A 19,506-nucleotide genomic window follows, 5' to 3' on the forward strand; every position below is an offset into this window, starting at 1 on the left:
GTCAGAGAGAACTGGCCGCCTCCCCTCATCGGGGATGACGACCAGTCGTGATGCTCGGATCCTAGCGAGGTCGACCGAGGATCGTTGACGGGAGGCGACGCGGCCGCAGGCCGTCGAGCAGCACGTCGAGCAGCACCGCCCGGTCGGCGGGAGAGCCGAGGCGGACGGCGTGCTCGATGCCGCAGACGAGGTGCTCGAGGTGGTCGATCGTGAGGTCGGGGCGGACGGCGCCGGCGGTGCGCGCCGCCGCGAGCACGGTCGCGAAGGACTCGAAGATCTCGCGCTTGGCCGCGCGGACGGACTCGGCCTCGTCCTCCGGCGAGAGCAGCACGGCCTGCAGCCCGCCGTCGGACAGCTGGAGGTCGAGCGCCTCGCGCAGGTAGACGGCGAGGGCGGCGCCGGGGTCGGGCAGGGCGGCGGCGCGGCGCGAGACGGCGAGCATCGCGTCGAGGGTGTCGGCGGAGAGGGCCTCGACGAGGGCGTGGACGGTCGGGAAGTGCCGGTAGACGGTGGCGACGCCGACCCCGGCCTCGCGGGCGACCTCGTTCAGCCGCAGCGTGCCCCGGTCGTGGGTCCGCGCGACCTCGAGGATGCGCGCGCGGCTCCGCGCGGCGTCGGATCGGAGGACTGGCATGCGCCCCATCCTACGCAAGCGGATGAGTCATCCGTTTCGTGCTAGCGTCCGATGCGGATAGATCATCCGCTTCGAGAGACGAGGACCGCATGACGAGCGAACACCCGAGCTGGGACACCGGCAGACTCCCCGACCAGACCGGGCGCACCGTCGTCGTGACCGGTGCGACCGCGGGCATCGGCTACTTCGCCGCCGAGCAGCTGGCCGGCGCCGGCGCGGACGTCGTCCTGGCGTCGCGCTCGGCGGGCAAGCTCCGGCGGGCGGCGGACACCCTCCGCGGCGTGGTCCCGCAGGCCCGGGTCCGGACCGTCGTGCTCGAGCTCGGCTCGTCCGCCTCCGTCGATCGGACCGCCGTGGAGCTCGCCGCGCTGCCCCGCCTCGACGGGATCCTGCTCAACGGCGGCGCGATGAGCATGGACCCGCGCGCGGTCACCGAGGACGGGCTGCCGCTGCTGCTCGGCACGCACGTCGCCGCCAATGCGCGACTGGTCGCGCGACTGCTGCCCGCACTCGCGGCCACCGCGGCCGAGCACGGCGGCCGGAGCCGGATCGTGCACACGTCGACCGGGTTCGTGCAGCAGTTCCCGATGCGGGTGGACGACCTGCGCCGGGTCCCGCGGGTGGGCATCAGCGCCTACACGAAAGCCAAGACGGCGACCGAGATCTGGGCTTTCGAGCTCGACCGCCGGCTGCGCGCCGCGGGCGTCCCGGTCGCGTCGATCGTCACGCGGCCCGGAGTGGGCGTCGATGCGAAGACCCCGGAGCGGCAGGGGATCCGCGATTCGACCGCCCCCTACCAGCGCAATCCGTACACGCCGTGGGCGCAGGGCAAGGACACCGCCGCCTGGTCGGCCGTGCGGGCGCTCACCGATCCTCAGCTGCAGGGCGGGGAGTACGTCTCCCCGGGGGGCCGCCTGCGGGGAGCGCCCGTGCTCGTCGCGCCGCCGGCCCGGACCGCCGCTCCCCCGGCGGACGCGGCCGACCGGCTCTGGCGCCAGGTCGAGGAGCTCGCGGGGGTCGGCGTCGACCTCTGAGGCGTGACCCGCGGTCAGCCCTCGAGCCAGTCGAGGGCTGCCGTGAGCAGCCGCACGTGCCCGGGCGAGGAGTACGACGCGGCGTCGTGGCCGAGCGCGTCGTAGACGGTGCGGCCGCCGCCCTCGCGCTCGAGCGCCCAGGCGATCGGGTGCCGCTCGCCGTCGTGCTCGTGCGTCGCGAGGATGCGGGCGGCGTCCGCGACCTCGAGCCAGGAGTAGCGCTCGTCCTGCACATCGAAGTCGGCGAGGCCCGCGGTGATCGGATGCGCGCCCGCGGCCATCGCGATGCGGGCGGGTCCGTAGTCCGGGTGCATGGTCGTGCCGCGGACCCAGCGGCCGCCGAGGAGCGCCGCCCACTCCGGGGAGTCCCCGAAGCTCGTGGAGCTGACGTGGATCCCGAGCACCGGGACCGCCGACCGGTCGAGCAGGGCGAGCGCCGCCGCGCCCTCGGCGAGCGGGCTCGCGCCGCCGTCGCGCGGCTGGCCGACATCGACGACGAGCAGGTCCGGGAGCGGTGCGCGGCCGGAGCCGAGATCGGCGAGCGCCTGGTCGACGTCGCCGCGGATCTCGACCTGGTGCCCGCGCGCCGAGAGCAGCGCGGCCAGGGCGGCCGCGGTCTCCGCGAAGGGGTGCCAGGGATCGCAGTAGCGGTCGTCACCGCGGAGGAGCAGGGCGGTCACGGGAGCTCCGTTCTCGAGCGGACATCGGGCGCGGCAGCGCGGTCAGCCCGCGCGCGGCATGGGGAGGCCCGAAGACCGCCTCCGCCGCGCCGTATCGTCCCACGCGGGTTCCGCGAACTCGCTCTCGTGGAGTGCAGCCGCACAACATCAGCTGAGAGTGGAGGGCCTCCGCTGTCAGGGGAGGCCGGTCCGTTCTGGCTGATGTTGTGCACGCCGATCCCCCCGCCGGGCCGCGGCGAGTCGCCGCCCGGCCCCCGCGACTCTCCGAAAGCTGCGGTAGTGGCGCGCGACTACCGCAACTTCTGGGGAGTCGAGGAGGGATGCAGGCCCGGCGTCAGAACGACGGGGCGCGGGCGATCCAGCCCGTCGCCTCCTCCAGGGCGCGGGTCACCGCCAGCAGCTGGGCCTCGCGGCCGTGGCGGCCGACGACCTGGACGCCGACGGGGAGGCCGTCGGGGGTGAAGCCGGCCGAGGTGACGACGACCGGGTGGGCCGTGAGCGTCAGGCGGTTGGCGAGCATCTGCCAGGTGAAGTAGCGGTCGAAGTCGTGGCCGTCCACGGACGGCACCCACTCGAGCTCCGCGGGTGGCGCGACGACGGGGGTCGCCGGCAGGATCAGCACGTCGTGCGTCTCGAGGACGCGGGCGGTGTCGCGGAAGAGGCGGGTGCGGCGCTCGTAGGCGTCGGCGAGCTGCGTCGCCGACATCGCTCGGCCCTGCTCGACGTTGCGGACGTAGTCGGGGCGGAAGCCGGTGGCGCCCGCGTCGACGGCGTGCCGGCCGCCGAGGAAGAACTCGAAGGTCTCGATGGTCTCCCAGGCCTCGTCGGCGCCGGCGAAGTCGGGCTCGTCCGCGTCGAGCACGGCGCCGAGTCCGGACAGCTGCGCGGCGAACGCGGCGTGCACGGCGCGCACGTCGGGGTCGATCGGCAGCCCGCCGGCGTCGTCGCTCCAGGCGATCCGCAGGCCGTCGACCGCGACCGGGCGCGCGGCGTGCACGGGCAGCGACGACAGCGGCCAGACGCTCTTCTCGACCGAGAGCGCGTCGAGGAAGAGGGCGGCGTCGGCGGAGTCGCGAGCCATCGGGCCGGTCACGCCGTGCGGGGTCCAGGCGTTGCCGGTGCGCCCGCTGGCCACGCGGCCGGGGCTCGGCCGCACGCCGACGACGTTGCAGAACGCGGCCGGGTAGCGCAGGCTGCCGCCACTGTCGGAGCCGTCGGCGATCGGCAGCATCCGCGCGGCGAGGGCGGCGGCCGCGCCTCCGCTCGACCCGCCGGCGTGCCGCGAGAGGTCCCACGGGTTCACGGTGGTGCCGAAGACCGGGTTGAAGGTCAGCACCCCCTGGCCCATCTCGGGGGTGTTGGTCTTGCCGATGATCAGGGCGCCGGACTCGCGGAGCAGCGTCGCGAGCACGCTGTCGTGCGCGGCAGGCGCGGCGTCGGCGAAGGCGGCGGAGCCGTTCGTCGTCGGGAAGCCGGCGACGTCCATCAGGTCCTTCACCGCGGTCGGCAGGCCGTGCAGCGGTGGCAGCGCCTCGCCGGCCGCGAGCGCCTCGGCGGTGCGCCGGTCGGCGGCCTCCGCGGCGGCGAGCGAGACCGAGTCGGGCTGCTGCGAGACGACGGCGCGGATGGCGGGGTTCCGCTCCTCGATCCGCTCCAGGTGCGCGCGCATCACCTCGACGGCCGAGACCTCGCGGGAGGCGACGGCCGCGGCGAGCGCGACGGCGGAGCTGTCGGCCAGGTGCTCAGCGAGTCCCGCCATCAGCGGCCGCCCTCGTGCCCATGCTGCTGCTCCGCGTGCTCGTGCCCGGCGTGAGCGTCCGACGCGCCATCGGTGTGGCACGCGTGCGCGTCGCCCGAGCCCCCCGGCGCGCAGTGCGCGGACTCCGACGCCGGCACGTCCAGCGACGGGTTGCGGTCGAAGAACCCGTCCGGCTCCAGCCGCAGGCTGATCCGGTCGACGGGCATGATCGGCCACTGCTCCGGCCGCGGGAAGTGGTGCACGCCGAGGACCGGCCAGAGCACGAGGCGCTCGTTCTCGAGCGAGCGGTCGGCCTGCTGCCAGACGTGCACGCCGTCGTCGCCGAGCTCGCCCTGGTTGGGGTACTCGCCGGCGATGAAGCGCTGCTCCGGGTCGAAGGCGCTCGCCCAGAGGTGCTGCCCGACGAAGGGCGCCTTCCGCTCGACGACGCTGCCCGGGCGGGCGTAGAGCTGCGCGGTGTTCTGCAGCGCGAGGCGGTAGGCGGTCGCCTCGCCGTAGCGGTTCTGCGCCGACTCGCTCTCGATCCGCCAGTGCAGGGCGCGCGACGGGTCGGCGCGGCGGGCGGCCACCGACTCCGAGGCCAGCGGCGTCTCGACGGCGAGGCAGGCGTTGCCGTAGGGGTTGGTCGTCTCGTCGGGGTCGGCCTCGGCGTGCACCTCGACCAGGCGGTTGAGCGGGCCGTCGATCGCGGTGTCGAGGCGGACCGCGAAGTAGTGCTGGTGGATCGGCGCCTGCACGTTCGGCGCGACCATCCGCCCCGAGCGCGGCGACTCGCCGTCGGCGATGCCGCTCACCGACATCAGTCCGGTCAGCTTCACCTCGAGCTCGACCGAGCCGTCCTGGTACAGCGACCAGTAGAAGCCGTAGTCGTAGTTCGCGACGGTCGCGAAGCTGGAGATCACCAGGCGGCGGCTGCGGCGCACCTCGGCGCTGCCGGTGCGGGTGTTGACGTGCTTCCAGAGGATCGAGTCGTCCTCCTCGTGCAGGCAGATGCCGTTGACGATGGTCTGCGGCTCGCCGTGGCCGTCGAGGTAGTCGACGTCGAAGTAGCGGATCTCGCCGAGGCAGTCGCAGCCCAGCTCGAGGCTCGCGGTGAGCGGGCCGGCGCCGTACTCGCCCCAGTCGAAGAAGTTCTTGCGGTAGGCGGTCGGGTCGCTGTCGAGGTACGGGACGTACATCTCGTTCACGGCGGCGCGCGCCAGCACCGGTCGCTCGACGTCGCCGTCGCGGTAGGTCAGCTCGTGCAGCACGAGGCCCTCGCGGTGGCTGAAGCCGACCCGGAACGACCAGTTCTGCCACTGGACCCGGTGCCCCTCGATCGCGAAGCCGGGGCCGTCGGCCTGCACGATGTCGAGCTTGGACACCTCGCGGTCGGGGCCCCAGGTGCCGGCGGTGTAGACGCCGGTCTCGCTCGCCATCGGGATCACGCCGTGGTCCTCGATCCGGATCACCTCGAGGGTGTCGAGGTCGAGGATCGGCACGAGGCCGGCGACCGGGCGGGCGTAGCCGTTGTCCTCGGGGAACTCGCGGTACCAGACCGTGCCCCAGCTGAGCCGGCGGTCGGCGAGGTCGTCGGGGACGAAGCCGGTGATCGACTCCGGGTCGACCCAGACCAGCGAGGTGTCGGTGATGCCGCGGAGGGCGAGCGCCTCCGCGAGCAGCGGCGAGTTGCGGGCCGCCTGGGCGATCAGGCGCGCCTCGTCGCTGGAGACGCCGGGGCGGCGGTGGTCGACGTCGGTCCAGACCTCGACGATCGCGGGGCTGTCGGGGCCGGCGGTCCAGCCGCGCACCTCCCAGGCGGCGCGGGCGTCCGGGTCGAGCACGACCAGGCGCACGGGGCGGGCGCCGCCGGGCGCGATGCCGCGCGCCTTCTCCTCGTCGAGGCTGATGCCCCAGAAGCGCGGGCGCGCGCCGATGCGGTCGCTCGCGCGGACGGCGGCGACGAAGGACGCGATCTCGGCGGCGACGAGGGGGTCGAGGGAGTGTGCAGTGGTGGTCGTGGTGGTGCTGGTGGAGGCGGCGCTCATGGCGGTGGCGGTCCTTCGGTTCGGGGCGTCAGAGGTGCAGAAGGAGGGGGACTTCAGAGGGAGGAAGAGAGGAGCGGAGTGACGGGGCCGGCCCGTCGAGGCAGGCGCGGTTCCCGGCCGCGACAGCCGAGAGCGGTCAGCCCGCCCCCGCGACGATCGCGCGGCCGTCGGCCCGGGGATCGCTGGCGGCGTCGAGCCGCCCGTCGCGATGCAGCCGCACGAGCTGCACGTGCCCGGCCTCGTCGATCGGGCCCGACGATTCGGCGACCGGCAGCCCCAGATCACGCGCCGCCGCAACGGCCTCGGGGACCCCCGGCTCCGCCACGAGCGTCAGCTCCTCGTGCCCGAGATCCCGCGCCCCGACGACGAACCGCGGCCGCTCGAGCACGGCTCCCGGATCCGCGGCCGGATCGAGCAGCTCGCGGACGAGCTGGGCGAGGATCCACGGCTGGGCGCTGCCGCCCTGGCAGCCGAGGCCGAGCAGCAGGTCCCCGCTCTCGGCGATGACCGGCAGCAGGGTGTGCGGCGGGCGCAGGCCCGGGCCGACCCGGCCGGGGTGGGCGGGGTCGGTGCTGAAGGCGGAGCCGCGGTTGTGCAGGACGATGCCGGTGCCGGGGTCGAGGATCCCGGAGCCGAAGAGCTGGTAGACGCTCTGGATCAGGGTGACGACGGTGCCGTCGGTGTCGGCCGCGGTGACCGCGACCGTGTCGCCGAGCGCGCGCCCGGCCCGCGGCAGGGAGCCGCGGGAGAGGGAGCGGGGGTCGAGCATGGCGGCGACGTCGATCGCTCCGCCGCGCGGGTCGCCGAGCGCGGACTGCCGCACGAGCGCCGCGTCGCGGACCGCCTCGACGAGCTGCGCGGTGTCGCCGGAGAGCGCCTCGGGCAGGACGCCGAGCAGCACCACGCCCTGGCTCGGCGGCGGAGCCACCCACCAGCGCACGCCGCCCTCGCGGGAGGCGGCCGGCTCGACCAGCTCGGCCTCGTGCGCGGCGAAGTCGGCGGGGGTGTGCGCGCCGCCGAGGGCGGCCAGGCGCGCGGCGAGGGAGTGGGCGATCCGGCCGCGGTAGAACGCTCCGGGGTCGTCGACGAGCTCGGTCAGCGAGGCGGCGAGCGCGGGCTGCACCAGCAGGTCGCCCTCGCCGAGGAGCCCGCCGTCGCCGTCGCCGATGACGCCGCGCATGCCCTCGTCGGCGAGCAGCTCGTCGCGGCGCAGCCCGATCGCGCGCCCGAGCCCCGCGGAGATCGGGAAGCCGTCGGCGGCGAGCGTCGCGGCCCGGCGGAGCGGTGTGTCGAGACCGAGGCGACCGCCCAGACCGGCGATCGCCTGCCAGCCGGCGACCGCGCCGGGGATGGTGACGGTCTGCGCGCCCTGCCGCGGCATCCGCTCCTCGCGGGAGAGCGCCGCGACGTCGATGCCGGCGGGCGCCGCTCCGGCCGAGAGCACGGCGACGACGTCCTCGCCGGGGCGGCGGACCAGCGCGATCAGGTCTCCGCCGAGCCCGCACTGGTGCGGGTAGACGACCGTGAGCGCGGTCGCGGCGGCGAGAGCGGCGTCGATCGCGTCGCCGCCGTCGGCGATGGCGCGGGCGGCGGCGTCGAGGGCGGCGGGGTGCGGCGCCGCGACGGCGACGCGGGCGGGAGGCGGGGAGAGGGTCATGCGGTCACCGTCCGGTCCGGGCTGAGGAAGTCGAGGTCGGGGCGGTCGACGCCGTCGACGAGGTCGGCCAGCGCCTCGCCGATCGCGGGGCCGAACTTGAAGCCGTGGCCGGAGCAGGCCGCGGCGACCAGCACCTCGGGCCGGCCGGGCAGCGCGCCGACGACGAACCGCTTGTCGGGGGTCATCGTGTAGAGGCAGGCGACGGCCTCGCCGCCGGCGGTGTCGATCCCGGGGACGAAGCGACGGAGCAGGCTCTCGAGGTGCGCGATCTCCGCCGCGGTCGGCGGGGCGACGGGCACGGCCGGGTCCCAGACCGGTCCCGCGTCGACGCCGATCTTGGCGCCGGAGCCGGCCGCCTCGGGCAGGCCGAAGACCAGCCCGTCCGGCAGATCGACGGAGAAGCAGCCGAGCGCCGGCGGCTGCGCGACGCTCTGGCCGGCCGGGACGGTGAGGGTGAGGATCCGCTGCACCTCGAAGAAGCCGGCGGTCTCGGGCAGCAGCCGCTCGACCCAGGCGCCGCCGGAGACGACGAGGCGGCGCGCGCGCAGCTCGCCCGCGGAGGTGCGGACGGTGACGACGCCGCTGCTGTCGCCGGTGCCGACGCTCCAGTCGAGCACCTCCTCGTCGAAGCGCAGCTCGGCGCCGGCGGCGGTCGCGGCGGACTGCGCGAAGGCCAGCGCGCGGGCGGCCTCGACGACGCCGGCGTCGGGATCGTGGACGACCCCGTAGTCGGCGGGCGGGGCGAAGGAGGTATCGGGCACGGCGACCGGCCGGCTGCGCCCGCCCTGCAGCGCCGCCTCGCCGCGGTGCGCGTAGAGCCCGCCGGTCGGGTGAACGAAGGGCGCGCCCGCCGCGGCGGACCAGCGGTCCCAGCCGCGGAAGGCGCGGTCGACCAGGTCGTTCCAGACCGGGCTCGGGTAGGCGCGACGGATCATCCGGGTGGCGCCGTGCGAGGAGCCGCGGACGTGGCCGGGGCCGAACTGCTCGATCCCCACCACACTGCGCCCGCGCAGGGCGAGCTCGTAGGCGGTGGCGGAGCCGTGGATCCCGAGGCCGACGACGATCGCGTCGTGGACGGTGTCGTCGGAGACCGTCACGAGGTCACCCCCGCGACCGCCGTCAGCAGCGCCTCGACGTCCGACTCGTCGGTGTAGACGTGCGGCGACACCCGGACGACGCTCGCGAGGCCGCGCGCACCGAGGTCCCACTGCGCGTGCGAGGCGGGCACCGCGAGCGAGTCGACGGCCGCCTCGCGCAGCCGCGCCGAGACGGTCTTGCCGGGGACGCCGTCGACGGTGAAGGTCACGATGCCGGACGGCGACACGGGCGGATCCGCCACGGTGACGCCGCCGATCGCGGACAGCTCGGTGCGCAGCCGGGCGCCGAGGGCCACCAGGTGCGCCTCGGTCGCCGCCGTGCCGCGCTCGTGCGCCTCGCGCAGCGCCTCGCCGAGTCCGAGGCGGAGGGCCACCGACGACTCCCAGGTCTCGAGGGCTCTCGCCGTGCCGTCCATCGTCCACTCCTGCTCGCTCGTCCACTGCGAGCCTCGCACGTCGGGCGCCCAGGCCCCGATGCCGTCGAGCAGGCCGCGGCGGAGGAAGACCAGCCCGGTTCCGCGCGGCCCGCGGAGGAACTTGCGTCCGGTGGTGACGAGGGCGTCGCAGTCGATCGCGCGGACGTCGATGTCGAGCTGACCGACCGACTGGGTCGCGTCGAGCACCGTGATCGCGCCGTAGCGGCGGGCCAGCGCGCCGATCGCGGCGACCGGCTCGACGAGTCCGGAGGAGGTGGGGACGTGCACGGCGCTGATCACGGTGCGGCCGCTCGCGGTGGCGAGGGCGCTCTCGAGCGCCTCGATGTCGAGGCCGCCGCTGGAGTCGTTGGGGAGGAGCGTCAGGCGGACGCCGTCGTAGCGCTCGAGCGCGAGCAGGCGCAGCGCCTGGCTGACGTAGCTCGAGCGCGGGGCGAGCACGGTGTCGCCGGGGCCGAGGCGGAGGGCGTCGAAGATCGCGCGGAGGCCGCTGGTCGCGCTGTCGAAGAAGGCGATCTCATCGGCGTCCGCGCCGAGCAGCGCGGCGGCGGCGGCGTAGGCGGCGTCGACCCGGTCGGCGACGGCGTTCGCGGCCTCGTAGCCGCCGATCCGCTGCTCGAGGCGGAGGTGCGCGATGACGGTCTCGAGGACCGAGTCGGTCATCAGGCCCGCGCCGGCCGCGTTGAAGTAGTGCCGGCCGGCCGTGCCGGCGGTGCGAGCGCGCTCGGCGGCCACATCGATGGACGTCCGGGCGGGGGCGCCACCGGTGAGGCCGATTGTCATCTGCAGGTCCCTTCTCGCGGTCGCCGTACCGCCGACCCCTTAATGGATCCCATCGTACGCAGGTTGTATCCATTCTGGCTACCGCCGGATACGCTGGCGGTATGAGCCACCCCGCCGTTGAGCACTCCGCCGAGCAGCACTCCGCCGAGCAGCGCGCCCGCGAGCTCGGCCTTGCGATCCCCGACTACCTCGACCCGCCCTACGGCGGCCGCTACGGCGGCAGCACCCTGCGGGCGTTCCACCGCACCGGCGACCTGCTCGAGCTCAGCGGCATCACCCCGGAGTCGCGCGACGGCGCCCTGCTGCACCCGGGAGCGGTCGGCGTCGACATCACCCTCGAGCAGGCACGGGAGGCGGCCCGCTACACCGCCGTCAACGCGCTCGGCATGATCCGCGCGGCCCTCGGCTCGCTCGACGAGGTCGTCGCCCTCTCGCGCGGGCTCTGCTTCGTGCTGTGCCCGCCCGGCTTCGAGCGCCTCAACGAGGTCTCGAACGCCGCGAGCGACCTCCTCCTCGACGTCTTCGGCCCCGACGCCGGCCGGATGGGCCGCGCCTCGATCGGCGCCACCGCCCTCTCCCGCAGCGCCTGCTTCGAGCTCTGGCTCAGCCTGGAGTGCCGCCCCCGCTGACGCCCCCTCCGGCCGAGGCGTCCTCGAACGGTCGAGACGTCCAAGAGCAGCGGGACGCCTCGACGGTTCGAGGACGCCTCGGCGGCGCACTCCAGGTCCCCGCCGGGGGCCGCAGGCGGCCGCCCTAAGCTCGAGGGCGTCGGTGGTCGGTGCAGCCCAGCAGGAGGACGAGTCGTGGACGTGGTTCTCGGAGTCGACGTCGGCACGTCCAGCACGAAGGCGATCCTGGTCGGCCTCGACGGGAGGGTCGTCGCCGAGGCCGCCCGCGCGCACGTCGTCGACCGGCCGAGGCAGGGCTGGGTCGAGATGGACTCCGGCGTCTGGTGGGCGGAGTTCCGCAGCCTCGTCGCCGAGCTGACCGCCGCCGCGCCGCACGGGGTCGTCGTCGCGGTCGGCGTCAGCGGCATGGGCCCGTGCGTGCTCCTGACCGACGCGGCCGGCGACGAGCTCCGCCCCGCGATCCTCTACGGCGTCGACACCCGCAGCGTCGGCATGCTCGACGAGGTCACCGCACTGCTCGGCGGCGAGGAGGCGATGCGCGCCCGCACCGGCTCCGGGCTCTCGGCGCAGGCCGCGGGCGTCAAGCTCGCCTGGGTCGCCCGCCACGAGCCGGAGCTCTGGCGCCGCGCCGTCCGCTTCACGATGCCGTCCTCGCGGATCGTCGAGCTGCTCACCGGCGAGTACGTGCTCGACCACCACTCCGCCAGCCAGTGCACGCCGCTCTACGACGTCGCCCGCGAGGAGTGGATCGACGAGTGGGCCGCCCTGCTCGCCCCCGGCCTGCAGCTCCCCCGCCTCGGCTGGCCCGGCGAGACCGCGGGCCGCATCACTCCCGAGGCCGCCGCCGCGACCGGGCTGCCGGCCGGCGTGCCGGTGGTCTTCGGCACCATCGACGCCTGGGCCGAGAGCCTCAGCGCCGGGCGCCGCCGACCCGGCCGGGTGTTCCTCCAGTACGGCACGACGATGTTCCTGGTCGCGCCGATGGCCGCCCCGACCCCGCTCGGCGGGATGTGGACGACCGTCGGCGCCGCCCCGGGCGAGCCGACCGCGGCCGGCGGCATGGCCACCTCGGGCGCCGTGACCGACTGGCTGCGCCGGCTGACCGGCTCCACCTGGGCCGAGCTGCTCGACGAGGCCGCGCGGTCCGGACCGGGCGCCGGCGGGCTGCTCGTGCTGCCCTACTTCGCGGGCGAGCGCTCGCCGTTCGCCGACTCCGACGCCCGCGGCGTGATCGCCGGGCTCGGCGTCGGCTCCACCCGGGGCGACCTCTACCGCGCCGTTCTCGAGGCGACGGCCTTCGCCGTCCGGCACCACCTCGAGGTGCTCCGCGCGCATGGCGTGCGCGTCGAGGCACTGGTCGGCGCGGGCGGCGGGGTCGCCGCCGAGCTCTGGCCGCAGATCGTCAGCGACGTCTGCGGCCTGGAGCAGGTGATCCCCACGGTCTCGGTCGGCGCGGCCTACGGCTCGGCCGTGCTCGCGGCGGGCCTCGTCACCGACGTCGACATCGAGGCGTGGAACCCCGCGGGGACGACCCTCGTGCCCGATCCGGCCGTCGCCGCGCTCTACGACGGGCTGTACGCGGACTTCCGCCGGCTCTACCCCGAGACCCGCGCCACCGTGCACCGCCTGGCGCAGCGGAGCCGGGACCTCGGGGCAGGCGGCTGATCTCTAGGCGTCCACGCCCTTCGGCGCGCTGCCGTCGTACCCGCAGATCGCCGCGACCTTCCCCGCCGACGCGCTCGACGGGTCGAACTCGTAGCCGAGCCACTCCCGCGCCATCCGCCGCGCCACCTCGAGCCCGACCACGCGCTGCCCCAGGCAGAGCACCTGCGCGTTGTTCGACAGCACCGACCGCTCCACCGAGTAGGAGTCGTGCGCCGTCACCGCGCGCACCCCCGGCACCTTGTTCGCCGCGATCGCGACGCCCAGGCCCGTGCCGCAGACCAGGATCGCGCGGTCCGCGGACCCGTCGGCGATCATCCGCGCGGCCGTGACCGCGATGTCCGGGTAGTCGGTGTGGCTCTCCGCGTCGACGCCGACGTCGGTCACCAGCGAGACGCGGTCGTCCTTCAGCAGGTCGGCCTTCAGCGCCTCCTTGTAGTCGTGGCCCGCGTCGTCCGATCCGACGACGACCCGATAGGTGGTGGTCATGCTGCTCCTCCTTCTGCAGTGGCTTGCGTGGTGGCATCCGCACCGGCGCGCTCCGCGAGGACGTCGCCGACCGCGGTCAGGATCATCCCCATCGAGGTCGCGCCCGCGTCCGGTGTGCCCAGGCTCTTCTCGGCCAGGGGTCGTGCGCGGCCGACCTTCGGCCGCAGGTCCGCGGTCGCCGCGGCGCGCTCGACGGCGACGCCCGCCGCCTCCCGCCACGCCTCGACCAGCGACGATCCGCCCTCGACGCGCTCGCGCAGCACCCGCGCGAACGGCAGCAGCGCGTCGAGCATGGTCTTGTCGCCCTCGCTCGCGCGCCCGAGATCCACGATCGACTCCGCGAAGGCGTCGACCCCGGCCACGACGTCCGCCGCCGAGTACTCCTCGCACCCGTCGGTCAGCGAGGCGCCGAGCGCCTCGAGCGCCGCACCCCAGAGCACTCCGGAGGTGCCGCCGGCCTGCTCCGCCCAGGACTGCCCGGCGCGGGACAGCAGCCAGGCACCGCCCGCGCGCTCCTCGATCCGGTCGAGGCGCCGGGTCGCCGCGCCGATGCCCTTGAGCATCCCGCGGCCGTGATCGCCGTCGCCCGCCACCGCGTCGATCCGCCCGAGGGTCTCCTCCTCGCGCTGCAGCAGCTCGTGCATCCGGGCGAGGGCCGCGCGCACGGTCTCGCCGAGCGCCACGGCCGCATCGGTGGAGGGAGGAGCGGACTCCTCCTCGCCCGCCGCGGCGTCCTCGCCCGAGGGCGCCAGCAGCGCCGCGACCGGCGCCGCGACCCGGCGGTAGGCCGGCGTGTAGGCGTCGGCGCGCCAGAAGCGCTCGAGCTCGTCGTCCAGCCACTGCAGCGTCAGCGAGACGCCGCCCATGTCGAGGCTGGTGACCAGCTCGCCGACCTCCGGCTCGACCGTCTGCAGCCCCGCCTCCTCCAGCCGGCGCGCGACGTGGCGCCAGAGCAGGAAGAGCTCCTCGTACTTCGTGGTGCCGAGCCCGTTCAGGATCGGGGCGACGCGCGTCGTGCCGCCCTCCGCCCCGGCACCCTCGGGAACGTCCGCCAGCAGCCGGTCGACGAGCAGAACCGCCAGCTCCGCCGCGCGCAGCAGCTCGATGTCCTGGATGCCGGGCTCGCCGTGGATCCCGAGCCCGAGACCGAGGTGCCCCTCGGGCACGCTGAACAGCGGCTCGGCGGCCCCGGGCATCGTGCAGCCCGAGAACGCGACGCCGAGCGTGCGGGTCGCCGCGTTGCTCGCGTTGCCGACCCGCTCGACCTCGTCGAGCGACAGCCCCTCGGCCGCCGCCGCTCCCATCGCCTTGAACACCGGGAAGTCGCCCGCGATCCCGCGGCGCTTCCCGATCTCCTCCGCCGAGGCGATGTCGTCCGTGACGACGACGATCCGGGTGTCGATCCCCTCCTTGCGCAGCCGCTCGGCCGCGATGCCGAAGTTCATCGTGTCGCCGGCGTAGTTGCCGAAGCTGAACACCACTCCGCGGCCCTGATCGGCCGCCTTCGCGACCGAGTACGCCTGCGCCGCCGAGGGCGAGGTGAAGATGTTGCCCACCACCGCCCCGGCCGCGAGGCCCGGGCCGACCGTGCCGCTGAACGCCGGGTAGTGCCCGGAGCCGCCGCCGATGACGACCGCCACCTGCGGCTCGGCGCCCGCGGTGCGGTGCGCGACCACTCCGCCGGGCACGCCGCGCAGGCGGTCCGCGTAGAGGGAGAGGAAGCCGGCGAGCTGGTCCTCGGCGAACTCGTCGGGGTCGTCGTAGATCGTCGTCATGCCGTCAGCTCCGGGCGTCGGCCGCGACGACCGCCTCGGTCAGCGACGGCACGATCGAGACCTTGACCGAGCCGCCCTGGCTGTCGGCGACGAGGTCGAGCGCCTCCTGGAACTGCTCGAGCGGGAACTGGTGCGTGCAGATCTCGTCCATCGGCAGGACGCCGCTCTCGAGCAGCTTGATCGCGGCCGGCCAGCAGTTCGGGCCGAGGTGGGCGCCGAGGACGTTGAGCTCCTTGTCGTCGCTGATGATCGACCAGTCGACCGAGGCGTTGGAGCCGAAGACGGAGTACTCGACGTAGGTGCCGAGCTTGCGCAGGATGTTGAGGCCCTGCGAGACCGCGGACGGGTGACCGGTGGCCTCGATGTAGACGTCGGCGCCGTAGCCGCCGGTGAGCTCCTTGACGACGGCGACCGCGTCCTGCTTCGTGATGTTGATGACGAGGTCGGCGCCGGCCTTGGTGGCGAGCGCAAGCTTCTCGTCGCTCATGTCGAGCGCGATCACCATCTTGGGGTTCTTCTGCCGGGTGCCCGCGATCGCGCCGAGGCCGATCGGGCCGGCGCCGGCGATGACCACGACGTCGTCGAACTGGATGCCGCCGCGCTCGACCGCGTGCATGGCGCAGGACAGCGGCTCGCTGAACGCGGCGACCTGCGGGGCGAGGTCGCGGCTGACCGGGTGGGTGAGCGCGCGGGTCGGGACCAGCACGTACTCGGCCATCGCGCCGTCGAAGCCCTTGAAGCCGAACATGTCGTGCGGTCCGCACATCCAGTAGGCGCCCATCAGGCAGTAGCGGCACTCCCAGCACGGGACGATCTGCTCGCAGGCGATGCGGTCTCCCAGCGCGACGCCGCGCTTGGCGAGCGCCGCGTCGTCGCCGGCCACGACGGTGCCGACGAACTCGTGGCCAGCGATCCGGTCGCGCTCGGCCCAGGCGGGGCGGTTCTCGTCGCCCCAGAACTTGGCGGCGCCGTGGTAGCACTTCAGGTCGCTCGCGCAGACGCCGACCGCGTCGACGCGCAGCAGCAGCTCGCCGGCGGCGGGGACCGGCACGGGCACGGTCTCGAGGCGGTAGTCCTCCGGGCCGTGCACGACGACGGCGCGCATGGACTCGGGCACGTCGGAGCCGTCGGAGTGCCGCGTCTGCGGGGCCGTCTGCGGGGAAGGAGTGGTGATGGTCATGGGAAGCCTCCGAGGGGTTCGCGGGGCCGCTTCGTCGCGGCCTTCCCGAACCTACCCCGTCCAGAACACTTGTCAAGAACAGAATTTCTGTTCTCTGCGGCACGTGGCCGATCTGCCGCCAATTCCGTCGCGGCCCTTGCGGAAATTCTGTGTTGAACATAATTTCTTCTCCGGAGGCGGGTTCGCCCACCTCCCGCAGCGACGGAGCCGCCCCCGGGGGACGCCGTCACGAGCACCACCACGACCAGCACTCCCGACCAGCGAACGGACACCGCGATGACGCGTGCACTCCCTCCCACCACGAGCAGGCCCCCGATCGGCGCCTCCCGGAAGCGCCTGATCCTCGCCGCGGTCGTCGTGGTCGTCCTCGCCGCGATGGCGTTCAGCACCAAGGTCGTCGGCGCCGACTCCGACCTGGGCGCCGGACCCGCCGAGTTCTCGGCCGAGTCCTGGGCCGCCGAGAACTTCCCCGTGATCCAGGAGGGCATCGCCGACCGCGCGGTCGACGCCGCCACCCTCGCCACCGCGATCGCCGCCGACAGCGCGGGCGCCGCGAGCCAGTACGGCGTCCCCGGCGGCACCGGCCCGGAGTTCTCCACCACCTTCACGGGCACCGTCGGCGCCGGCCAGAACGGCATCTACCCGGTCACCGTCGAGGGCGTCCCCAGCGACGTCCTGATCCGCGTGCAGACCGGCCCCGCGATCAACGGCACCGACCTCCGCGACGCCACCGGTACCGTCGAGTTCGGCCAGTTCACCAACCAGATCGACTACCAGGACGCGGCGAGCGCCCTCAACGAGCAGCTGAAGACCACCGTGCTCGGCGCGGTCGACACCACGGCGCTCGAGGGGAAGACGATCCAGGTCACCGGTGCGTTCCAGCTGATCAATCCGGCCGGCTGGCTCGTCACGCCGTCCGAGCTGGTGGTCCAGTGAGCACCGCGGAGGCCCCCGTCGCCGGCATCGGCGAGGTCGTCCTCGAGGCCGTCGACGTGGTCAAGACCTACGGCGCGACCCGCGCACTCAAGGGCGTCGGCTTCTCGGTGCACCGCGGCCAGGTCACCACCCTCTTCGGCGAGAACGGCGCCGGCAAGTCGACGCTGATGAAGATCCTGTCCGGGGTCGAGCAGCCCACCTCGGGCGAGATCGTGCTGAACGGCACTGCGGTCGCCTTCGAGGACACCGTCGACGCCCGCGAGCACGGCGTCTCGATCATCCACCAGGAGCTGAGCCTCGCCCCGAACCTCTCGGTGCGCGACAACATCTTCCTCGGCCGCGAGATCACCGGCCCGTCCGGCGTCGACTACGCCGAGGAGGCGCGCCAGGCCCGCGCGGTGCTGGAGGAGCTCGGCGAGGACATCGACCCGCTGACCCTCGTCGCCGACCTGCGGCTCGGCCAGCAGCAGCTGATCGAGATCGCCCGCGCCCTCTCCGTCGACGCGCGGATCCTGATCATGGACGAGCCGACCAGCGCGCTCAGCGCCGCCGAGGTCGAGGTGCTCTTCACCGTCATCCACGACCTCACCGCCCGCGGCGTCTCCATCGTCTACATCTCGCACCACCTGGAGGAGGCGCTGGAGATCACCGACCACGCGGTCGTCCTCCGCGACGGCTCGGTCACCGCGACCGCCGTCGCCGCCGACATCGACCTCGCCTGGGTCGTCCGCGCGATGGTCGGCGAGGGCTTCGACCTCGGCTCTCCGCCCACCGGCTACCCGTTCGGCGACGTCGCCCTCTCGGTGCGCGGCGTGAGCGTCGCGGACCCGTCGATCCCCGGCCGCGACGTGGTCGACCGCATCGACCTCGACGTCCGCGAGGGCGAGATCGTCTGCCTCTACGGGCTGATGGGCGCCGGCCGCACCGAGCTGCTCGAGGCGATCGCCGGCCGCACCCCGGTCACCGCCGGCACGATCTCGAAGAACGGCCGCGACCTGGCCGGGATGTCGATCGCCGAGCGGATCGGCGCGGGTCTCGGCCTCGTCCCCGAGGACCGCCAGCGCGACGGCCTGGTGCAGACCATGACCGTCGGCCGGAACCTCTCGCTCGCGAGCATCGGCTCCTTCGTGAAGGGGCTGTTCCTCTCCCCCCGCCGCGAGGTCGACCTCGTCACCGACTCGATCCGCACGGTGCACGTGAAGACCGCCGGCGGCGAGGCGATGATCGGCTCGCTCTCCGGCGGCAACCAGCAGAAGGTCGTCATCGGCAAGATGCTGGCCACGCAGCCCGACGTGATCCTGCTCGACGAGCCGAGCCGCGGCATCGACATCGGCGCCAAGGCCGAGGTCTTCCGGCTGCTCTCCGAGCGCGCCCGCGACGGCCTGGCCGTCGTCTACACGACCTCCGAGGTCGGCGAGTGCCTCAGCATCGCCCACCGCATCATCGTGCTGAGCCGAGGCCGGATCGCGGCCGAGTTCGGCTCGGACGTCTCCAAAGAAGACATCATGGCCGCCTCCGGTGAGGCCGTGATCTCGTGACCACTACGGAACGGAAGCCCTCAATGACCTCCACCGCGACCGGGCAGCGACGCCCCGCGCTCTTCAAGGACGGTTTCGACCTCGGCCGCCTGCTGCTGCAGGGGCGCGCGTTCTTCGCGCTGATCGCGATCATCGTCGTGTTCTCGATCCTCTCGCCCAACTACTTCACCGTCGGCAACATCCTCACGATGTCCTCGCACGTGGCGGTCTACGCGATCCTCGCGATCGGCATGCTGCTGGTGATCCTCAACGGCGGCATCGACCTCTCGGTCGGCTCGACGCTGGGCTTCTCGGGAGTGATCGCCGGCTTCCTGATGCAGGGCGTGCAGATCGGCGGCAGCACCCTCTACCCCGCGCTCTGGGTCGTGGTCGTGCTCTCCTGCGCGGCCGGCGCGCTGATCGGCCTGATCAACGGGATCCTGGTCGCGCGGTTCAAGGTCGCCCCGTTCGTCGCGACGCTCGGCATGCTCTACGTCGTCCGCGGCGTCGGACTGCTGATGACCAACGGCCTCACCTACAACGACCTCGCGGGGCAGCCCGAGCTCGGCAACACCGGCTTCGACTGGCTCGGCTTCAACCGGCTGCTCGGCCTGCCGATCGGCGTCGTGATCATGATCGTCGTCGCGATCGTGGTCAGCCTCCTGCTCAACCGCACGGTGTTCGGCCGCTGGCTGTACGCCTCGGGCGGCAACGAGCGCGCCTCGGAGCTCTCCGGCGTGCCGGTGAAGCGGGTCAAGGTCCGCGTCTACGTGCTCTCGGGCCTGTTCGCCTCGATCGCCGGGCTCATCCTCTCCTCCGAGCTCACCAGCGCCAGCCCCACCGCCGGCAGCTCCTACGAGCTCACCGCGATCGCCGCCGTCGTCATCGGCGGCGCGGCCCTCACCGGCGGAGTCGGCACCGTCCGCGGCACGCTGCTCGGCGCGTTCGTCATCGGCTTCCTCTCCGACGGCCTCGTCATCATCGGCGTCTCGTCGTACTGGCAGACCGTCTTCACCGGCGCGGTGATCGTCTTCGCGGTCCTGCTGAACGCGGTGCAGTACCGCGGCAAGCCGCGCAAGGGCGGCGGCTCCGGCCCGCGGCCCGCCTCCGACGCGGGCGCTCCGGCGCCCGTCCCCCAGACATCGGGCGCCCCGGCCGCCTAGGCCGGCCTCCCGAGAGAAGACCTCGGTCGGCCACCGCCGATCGGACCACA

General features: G+C 74.1%; 16 protein-coding genes. 6 read left to right on the plus strand and 10 right to left on the minus strand.

The features are described from left to right. Positions 1 to 61: 61 nt before the first annotated feature. Positions 62 to 634: a TetR family transcriptional regulator gene (locus EDF43_RS03365; protein ID WP_132435476.1), complete on the minus strand. Its 573-nt coding sequence runs from the start codon at positions 632 to 634 to the stop codon at positions 62 to 64. A gap of 89 nt (positions 635 to 723) precedes the next feature. Between EDF43_RS03365 and EDF43_RS03370 the strand changes: the two genes are divergently transcribed. Continuing rightward, positions 724 to 1,668 carry an SDR family NAD(P)-dependent oxidoreductase gene (locus EDF43_RS03370; protein ID WP_132435478.1) on the plus strand — a complete coding sequence of 315 codons (945 nt, stop codon included), beginning with the start codon at positions 724 to 726 and terminating at the stop codon, positions 1,666 to 1,668. A 14-nt stretch (positions 1,669 to 1,682) separates the two neighbouring features. Here EDF43_RS03370 and EDF43_RS03375 read toward each other — a convergent pair whose 3' ends face one another. From EDF43_RS03375 to EDF43_RS22085, 6 genes are all read right to left on the minus strand, one after another. Further along, a complete protein-coding gene (locus tag EDF43_RS03375; protein ID WP_132435480.1) occupies positions 1,683 to 2,348 on the minus strand; it encodes a ThuA domain-containing protein in 666 nt (221 codons plus the stop codon). Between the two features lie 334 nt (positions 2,349 to 2,682). Further along, positions 2,683 to 4,107 carry an amidase family protein gene (locus EDF43_RS03380; RefSeq protein ID WP_123737747.1) on the minus strand — a complete coding sequence of 475 codons (1,425 nt, stop codon included), beginning with the start codon at positions 4,105 to 4,107 and terminating at the stop codon, positions 2,683 to 2,685. Next, on the minus strand, positions 4,107 to 6,134 hold the full coding sequence (locus EDF43_RS03385; RefSeq protein ID WP_132435482.1) for a primary-amine oxidase: 2,028 nt from the start codon (positions 6,132 to 6,134) through the stop codon (positions 4,107 to 4,109). The genes EDF43_RS03380 and EDF43_RS03385 overlap by 1 nt, the downstream gene beginning before the upstream one ends. A 136-nt stretch (positions 6,135 to 6,270) precedes the next feature. Continuing rightward, complete coding sequence (locus EDF43_RS03390; RefSeq protein WP_132435484.1) at positions 6,271 to 7,791, minus strand: gamma-glutamyltransferase; 1,521 nt, start codon at positions 7,789 to 7,791, stop codon at positions 6,271 to 6,273. Then, positions 7,788 to 8,888, minus strand: coding sequence for an FAD-dependent oxidoreductase (locus tag EDF43_RS22080; protein ID WP_207901613.1), 1,101 nt, complete (start codon positions 8,886 to 8,888; stop codon positions 7,788 to 7,790). The genes EDF43_RS03390 and EDF43_RS22080 overlap by 4 nt, the downstream gene beginning before the upstream one ends. After that, positions 8,885 to 10,105, minus strand: a complete 1,221-nt coding sequence (locus EDF43_RS22085) for an aminotransferase class V-fold PLP-dependent enzyme (protein ID WP_207901614.1) — start codon at positions 10,103 to 10,105, stop codon at positions 8,885 to 8,887. The genes EDF43_RS22080 and EDF43_RS22085 overlap by 4 nt, the downstream gene beginning before the upstream one ends. Positions 10,106 to 10,206: 101 nt before the next feature. Between EDF43_RS22085 and EDF43_RS03400 the strand changes: the two genes are divergently transcribed. Both EDF43_RS03400 and EDF43_RS03405 read left to right on the plus strand, forming a co-directional pair. Then, the gene (locus tag EDF43_RS03400) at positions 10,207 to 10,734 is read left to right on the plus strand and encodes a RidA family protein (RefSeq protein WP_132435485.1); all 528 of its coding nucleotides are present in this window, start codon (positions 10,207 to 10,209) and stop codon (positions 10,732 to 10,734) included. A gap of 174 nt (positions 10,735 to 10,908) precedes the next feature. Continuing rightward, positions 10,909 to 12,399 (plus strand): FGGY family carbohydrate kinase, encoded by a 1,491-nt coding sequence (locus EDF43_RS03405; RefSeq protein ID WP_132435487.1) that lies wholly within the window; start codon positions 10,909 to 10,911, stop codon positions 12,397 to 12,399. A 3-nt stretch (positions 12,400 to 12,402) separates the two neighbouring features. Here EDF43_RS03405 and EDF43_RS03410 read toward each other — a convergent pair whose 3' ends face one another. From EDF43_RS03410 to EDF43_RS03420, 3 genes are read right to left on the minus strand one after another with little or no spacing between them, the layout of a single operon-like run. Then, positions 12,403 to 12,885, minus strand: coding sequence for a ribose-5-phosphate isomerase (locus EDF43_RS03410; protein WP_132435489.1), 483 nt, complete (start codon positions 12,883 to 12,885; stop codon positions 12,403 to 12,405). Further along, entirely contained in the window at positions 12,882 to 14,660 is a 1,779-nt protein-coding gene (locus EDF43_RS03415) for a dihydroxyacetone kinase family protein (protein WP_132435490.1), read from the minus strand. Before EDF43_RS03415 ends, EDF43_RS03410 begins: the two co-directional genes overlap by 4 nt. 4 nt (positions 14,661 to 14,664) lie before the next feature. Continuing rightward, complete coding sequence (locus EDF43_RS03420) at positions 14,665 to 15,840, minus strand: zinc-binding dehydrogenase (protein ID WP_132435492.1); 1,176 nt, start codon at positions 15,838 to 15,840, stop codon at positions 14,665 to 14,667. A gap of 276 nt (positions 15,841 to 16,116) precedes the next feature. Here EDF43_RS03420 and EDF43_RS03425 point away from each other — a divergent pair, with 276 nt between their 5' ends. Genes EDF43_RS03425 through EDF43_RS03435 form a run of 3 tightly spaced genes read left to right on the plus strand, consistent with a single transcriptional unit; the run spans position 16,117 to position 19,456 of the window. Continuing rightward, a complete protein-coding gene (locus EDF43_RS03425; protein ID WP_132435494.1) occupies positions 16,117 to 16,776 on the plus strand; it encodes a DUF2291 family protein in 660 nt (219 codons plus the stop codon). After that, a complete protein-coding gene (locus EDF43_RS03430; protein ID WP_132435496.1) occupies positions 16,773 to 18,314 on the plus strand; it encodes a sugar ABC transporter ATP-binding protein in 1,542 nt (513 codons plus the stop codon). The genes EDF43_RS03425 and EDF43_RS03430 overlap by 4 nt, the downstream gene beginning before the upstream one ends. Before the next feature lie 23 nt (positions 18,315 to 18,337). Further along, on the plus strand, positions 18,338 to 19,456 hold the full coding sequence (locus tag EDF43_RS03435) for an ABC transporter permease (RefSeq protein WP_123447405.1): 1,119 nt from the start codon (positions 18,338 to 18,340) through the stop codon (positions 19,454 to 19,456). The last annotated feature ends 50 nt before the right edge of the window (positions 19,457 to 19,506 follow it).

It is taken from the genome of Rathayibacter sp. PhB179 (assembly GCF_004345345.1).
GTDB classification, from domain to species: Bacteria; Actinomycetota; Actinomycetes; order Actinomycetales; family Microbacteriaceae; genus Rathayibacter; species Rathayibacter festucae.

What these genes read in the sequence shown, in the direction of transcription:
- EDF43_RS03365 (WP_132435476.1), bottom strand. Translation starts at nt 634, where the DNA reads ATGCCAGTCCTCCGATCCGACGCCGCGCGGAGCCGCGCGCGCATCCTC.
- EDF43_RS03370 (WP_132435478.1), top strand. Translation starts at nt 724, where the DNA reads ATGACGAGCGAACACCCGAGCTGGGACACCGGCAGACTCCCCGACCAG.
- EDF43_RS03380 (WP_123737747.1), bottom strand. Translation starts at nt 4,107, where the DNA reads ATGGCGGGACTCGCTGAGCACCTGGCCGACAGCTCCGCCGTCGCGCTC.
- EDF43_RS03385 (WP_132435482.1), bottom strand. Translation starts at nt 6,134, where the DNA reads ATGAGCGCCGCCTCCACCAGCACCACCACGACCACCACTGCACACTCC.
- EDF43_RS03390 (WP_132435484.1), bottom strand. Translation starts at nt 7,791, where the DNA reads ATGACCCTCTCCCCGCCTCCCGCCCGCGTCGCCGTCGCGGCGCCGCAC.
- EDF43_RS22085 (WP_207901614.1), bottom strand. Translation starts at nt 10,105, where the DNA reads ATGACAATCGGCCTCACCGGTGGCGCCCCCGCCCGGACGTCCATCGAT.
- EDF43_RS03400 (WP_132435485.1), top strand. Translation starts at nt 10,207, where the DNA reads ATGAGCCACCCCGCCGTTGAGCACTCCGCCGAGCAGCACTCCGCCGAG.
- EDF43_RS03410 (WP_132435489.1), bottom strand. Translation starts at nt 12,885, where the DNA reads ATGACCACCACCTATCGGGTCGTCGTCGGATCGGACGACGCGGGCCAC.
- EDF43_RS03415 (WP_132435490.1), bottom strand. Translation starts at nt 14,660, where the DNA reads ATGACGACGATCTACGACGACCCCGACGAGTTCGCCGAGGACCAGCTC.
- EDF43_RS03420 (WP_132435492.1), bottom strand. Translation starts at nt 15,840, where the DNA reads ATGACCATCACCACTCCTTCCCCGCAGACGGCCCCGCAGACGCGGCAC.
- EDF43_RS03425 (WP_132435494.1), top strand. Translation starts at nt 16,117, where the DNA reads ATGACGCGTGCACTCCCTCCCACCACGAGCAGGCCCCCGATCGGCGCC.
- EDF43_RS03435 (WP_123447405.1), top strand. Translation starts at nt 18,338, where the DNA reads ATGACCTCCACCGCGACCGGGCAGCGACGCCCCGCGCTCTTCAAGGAC.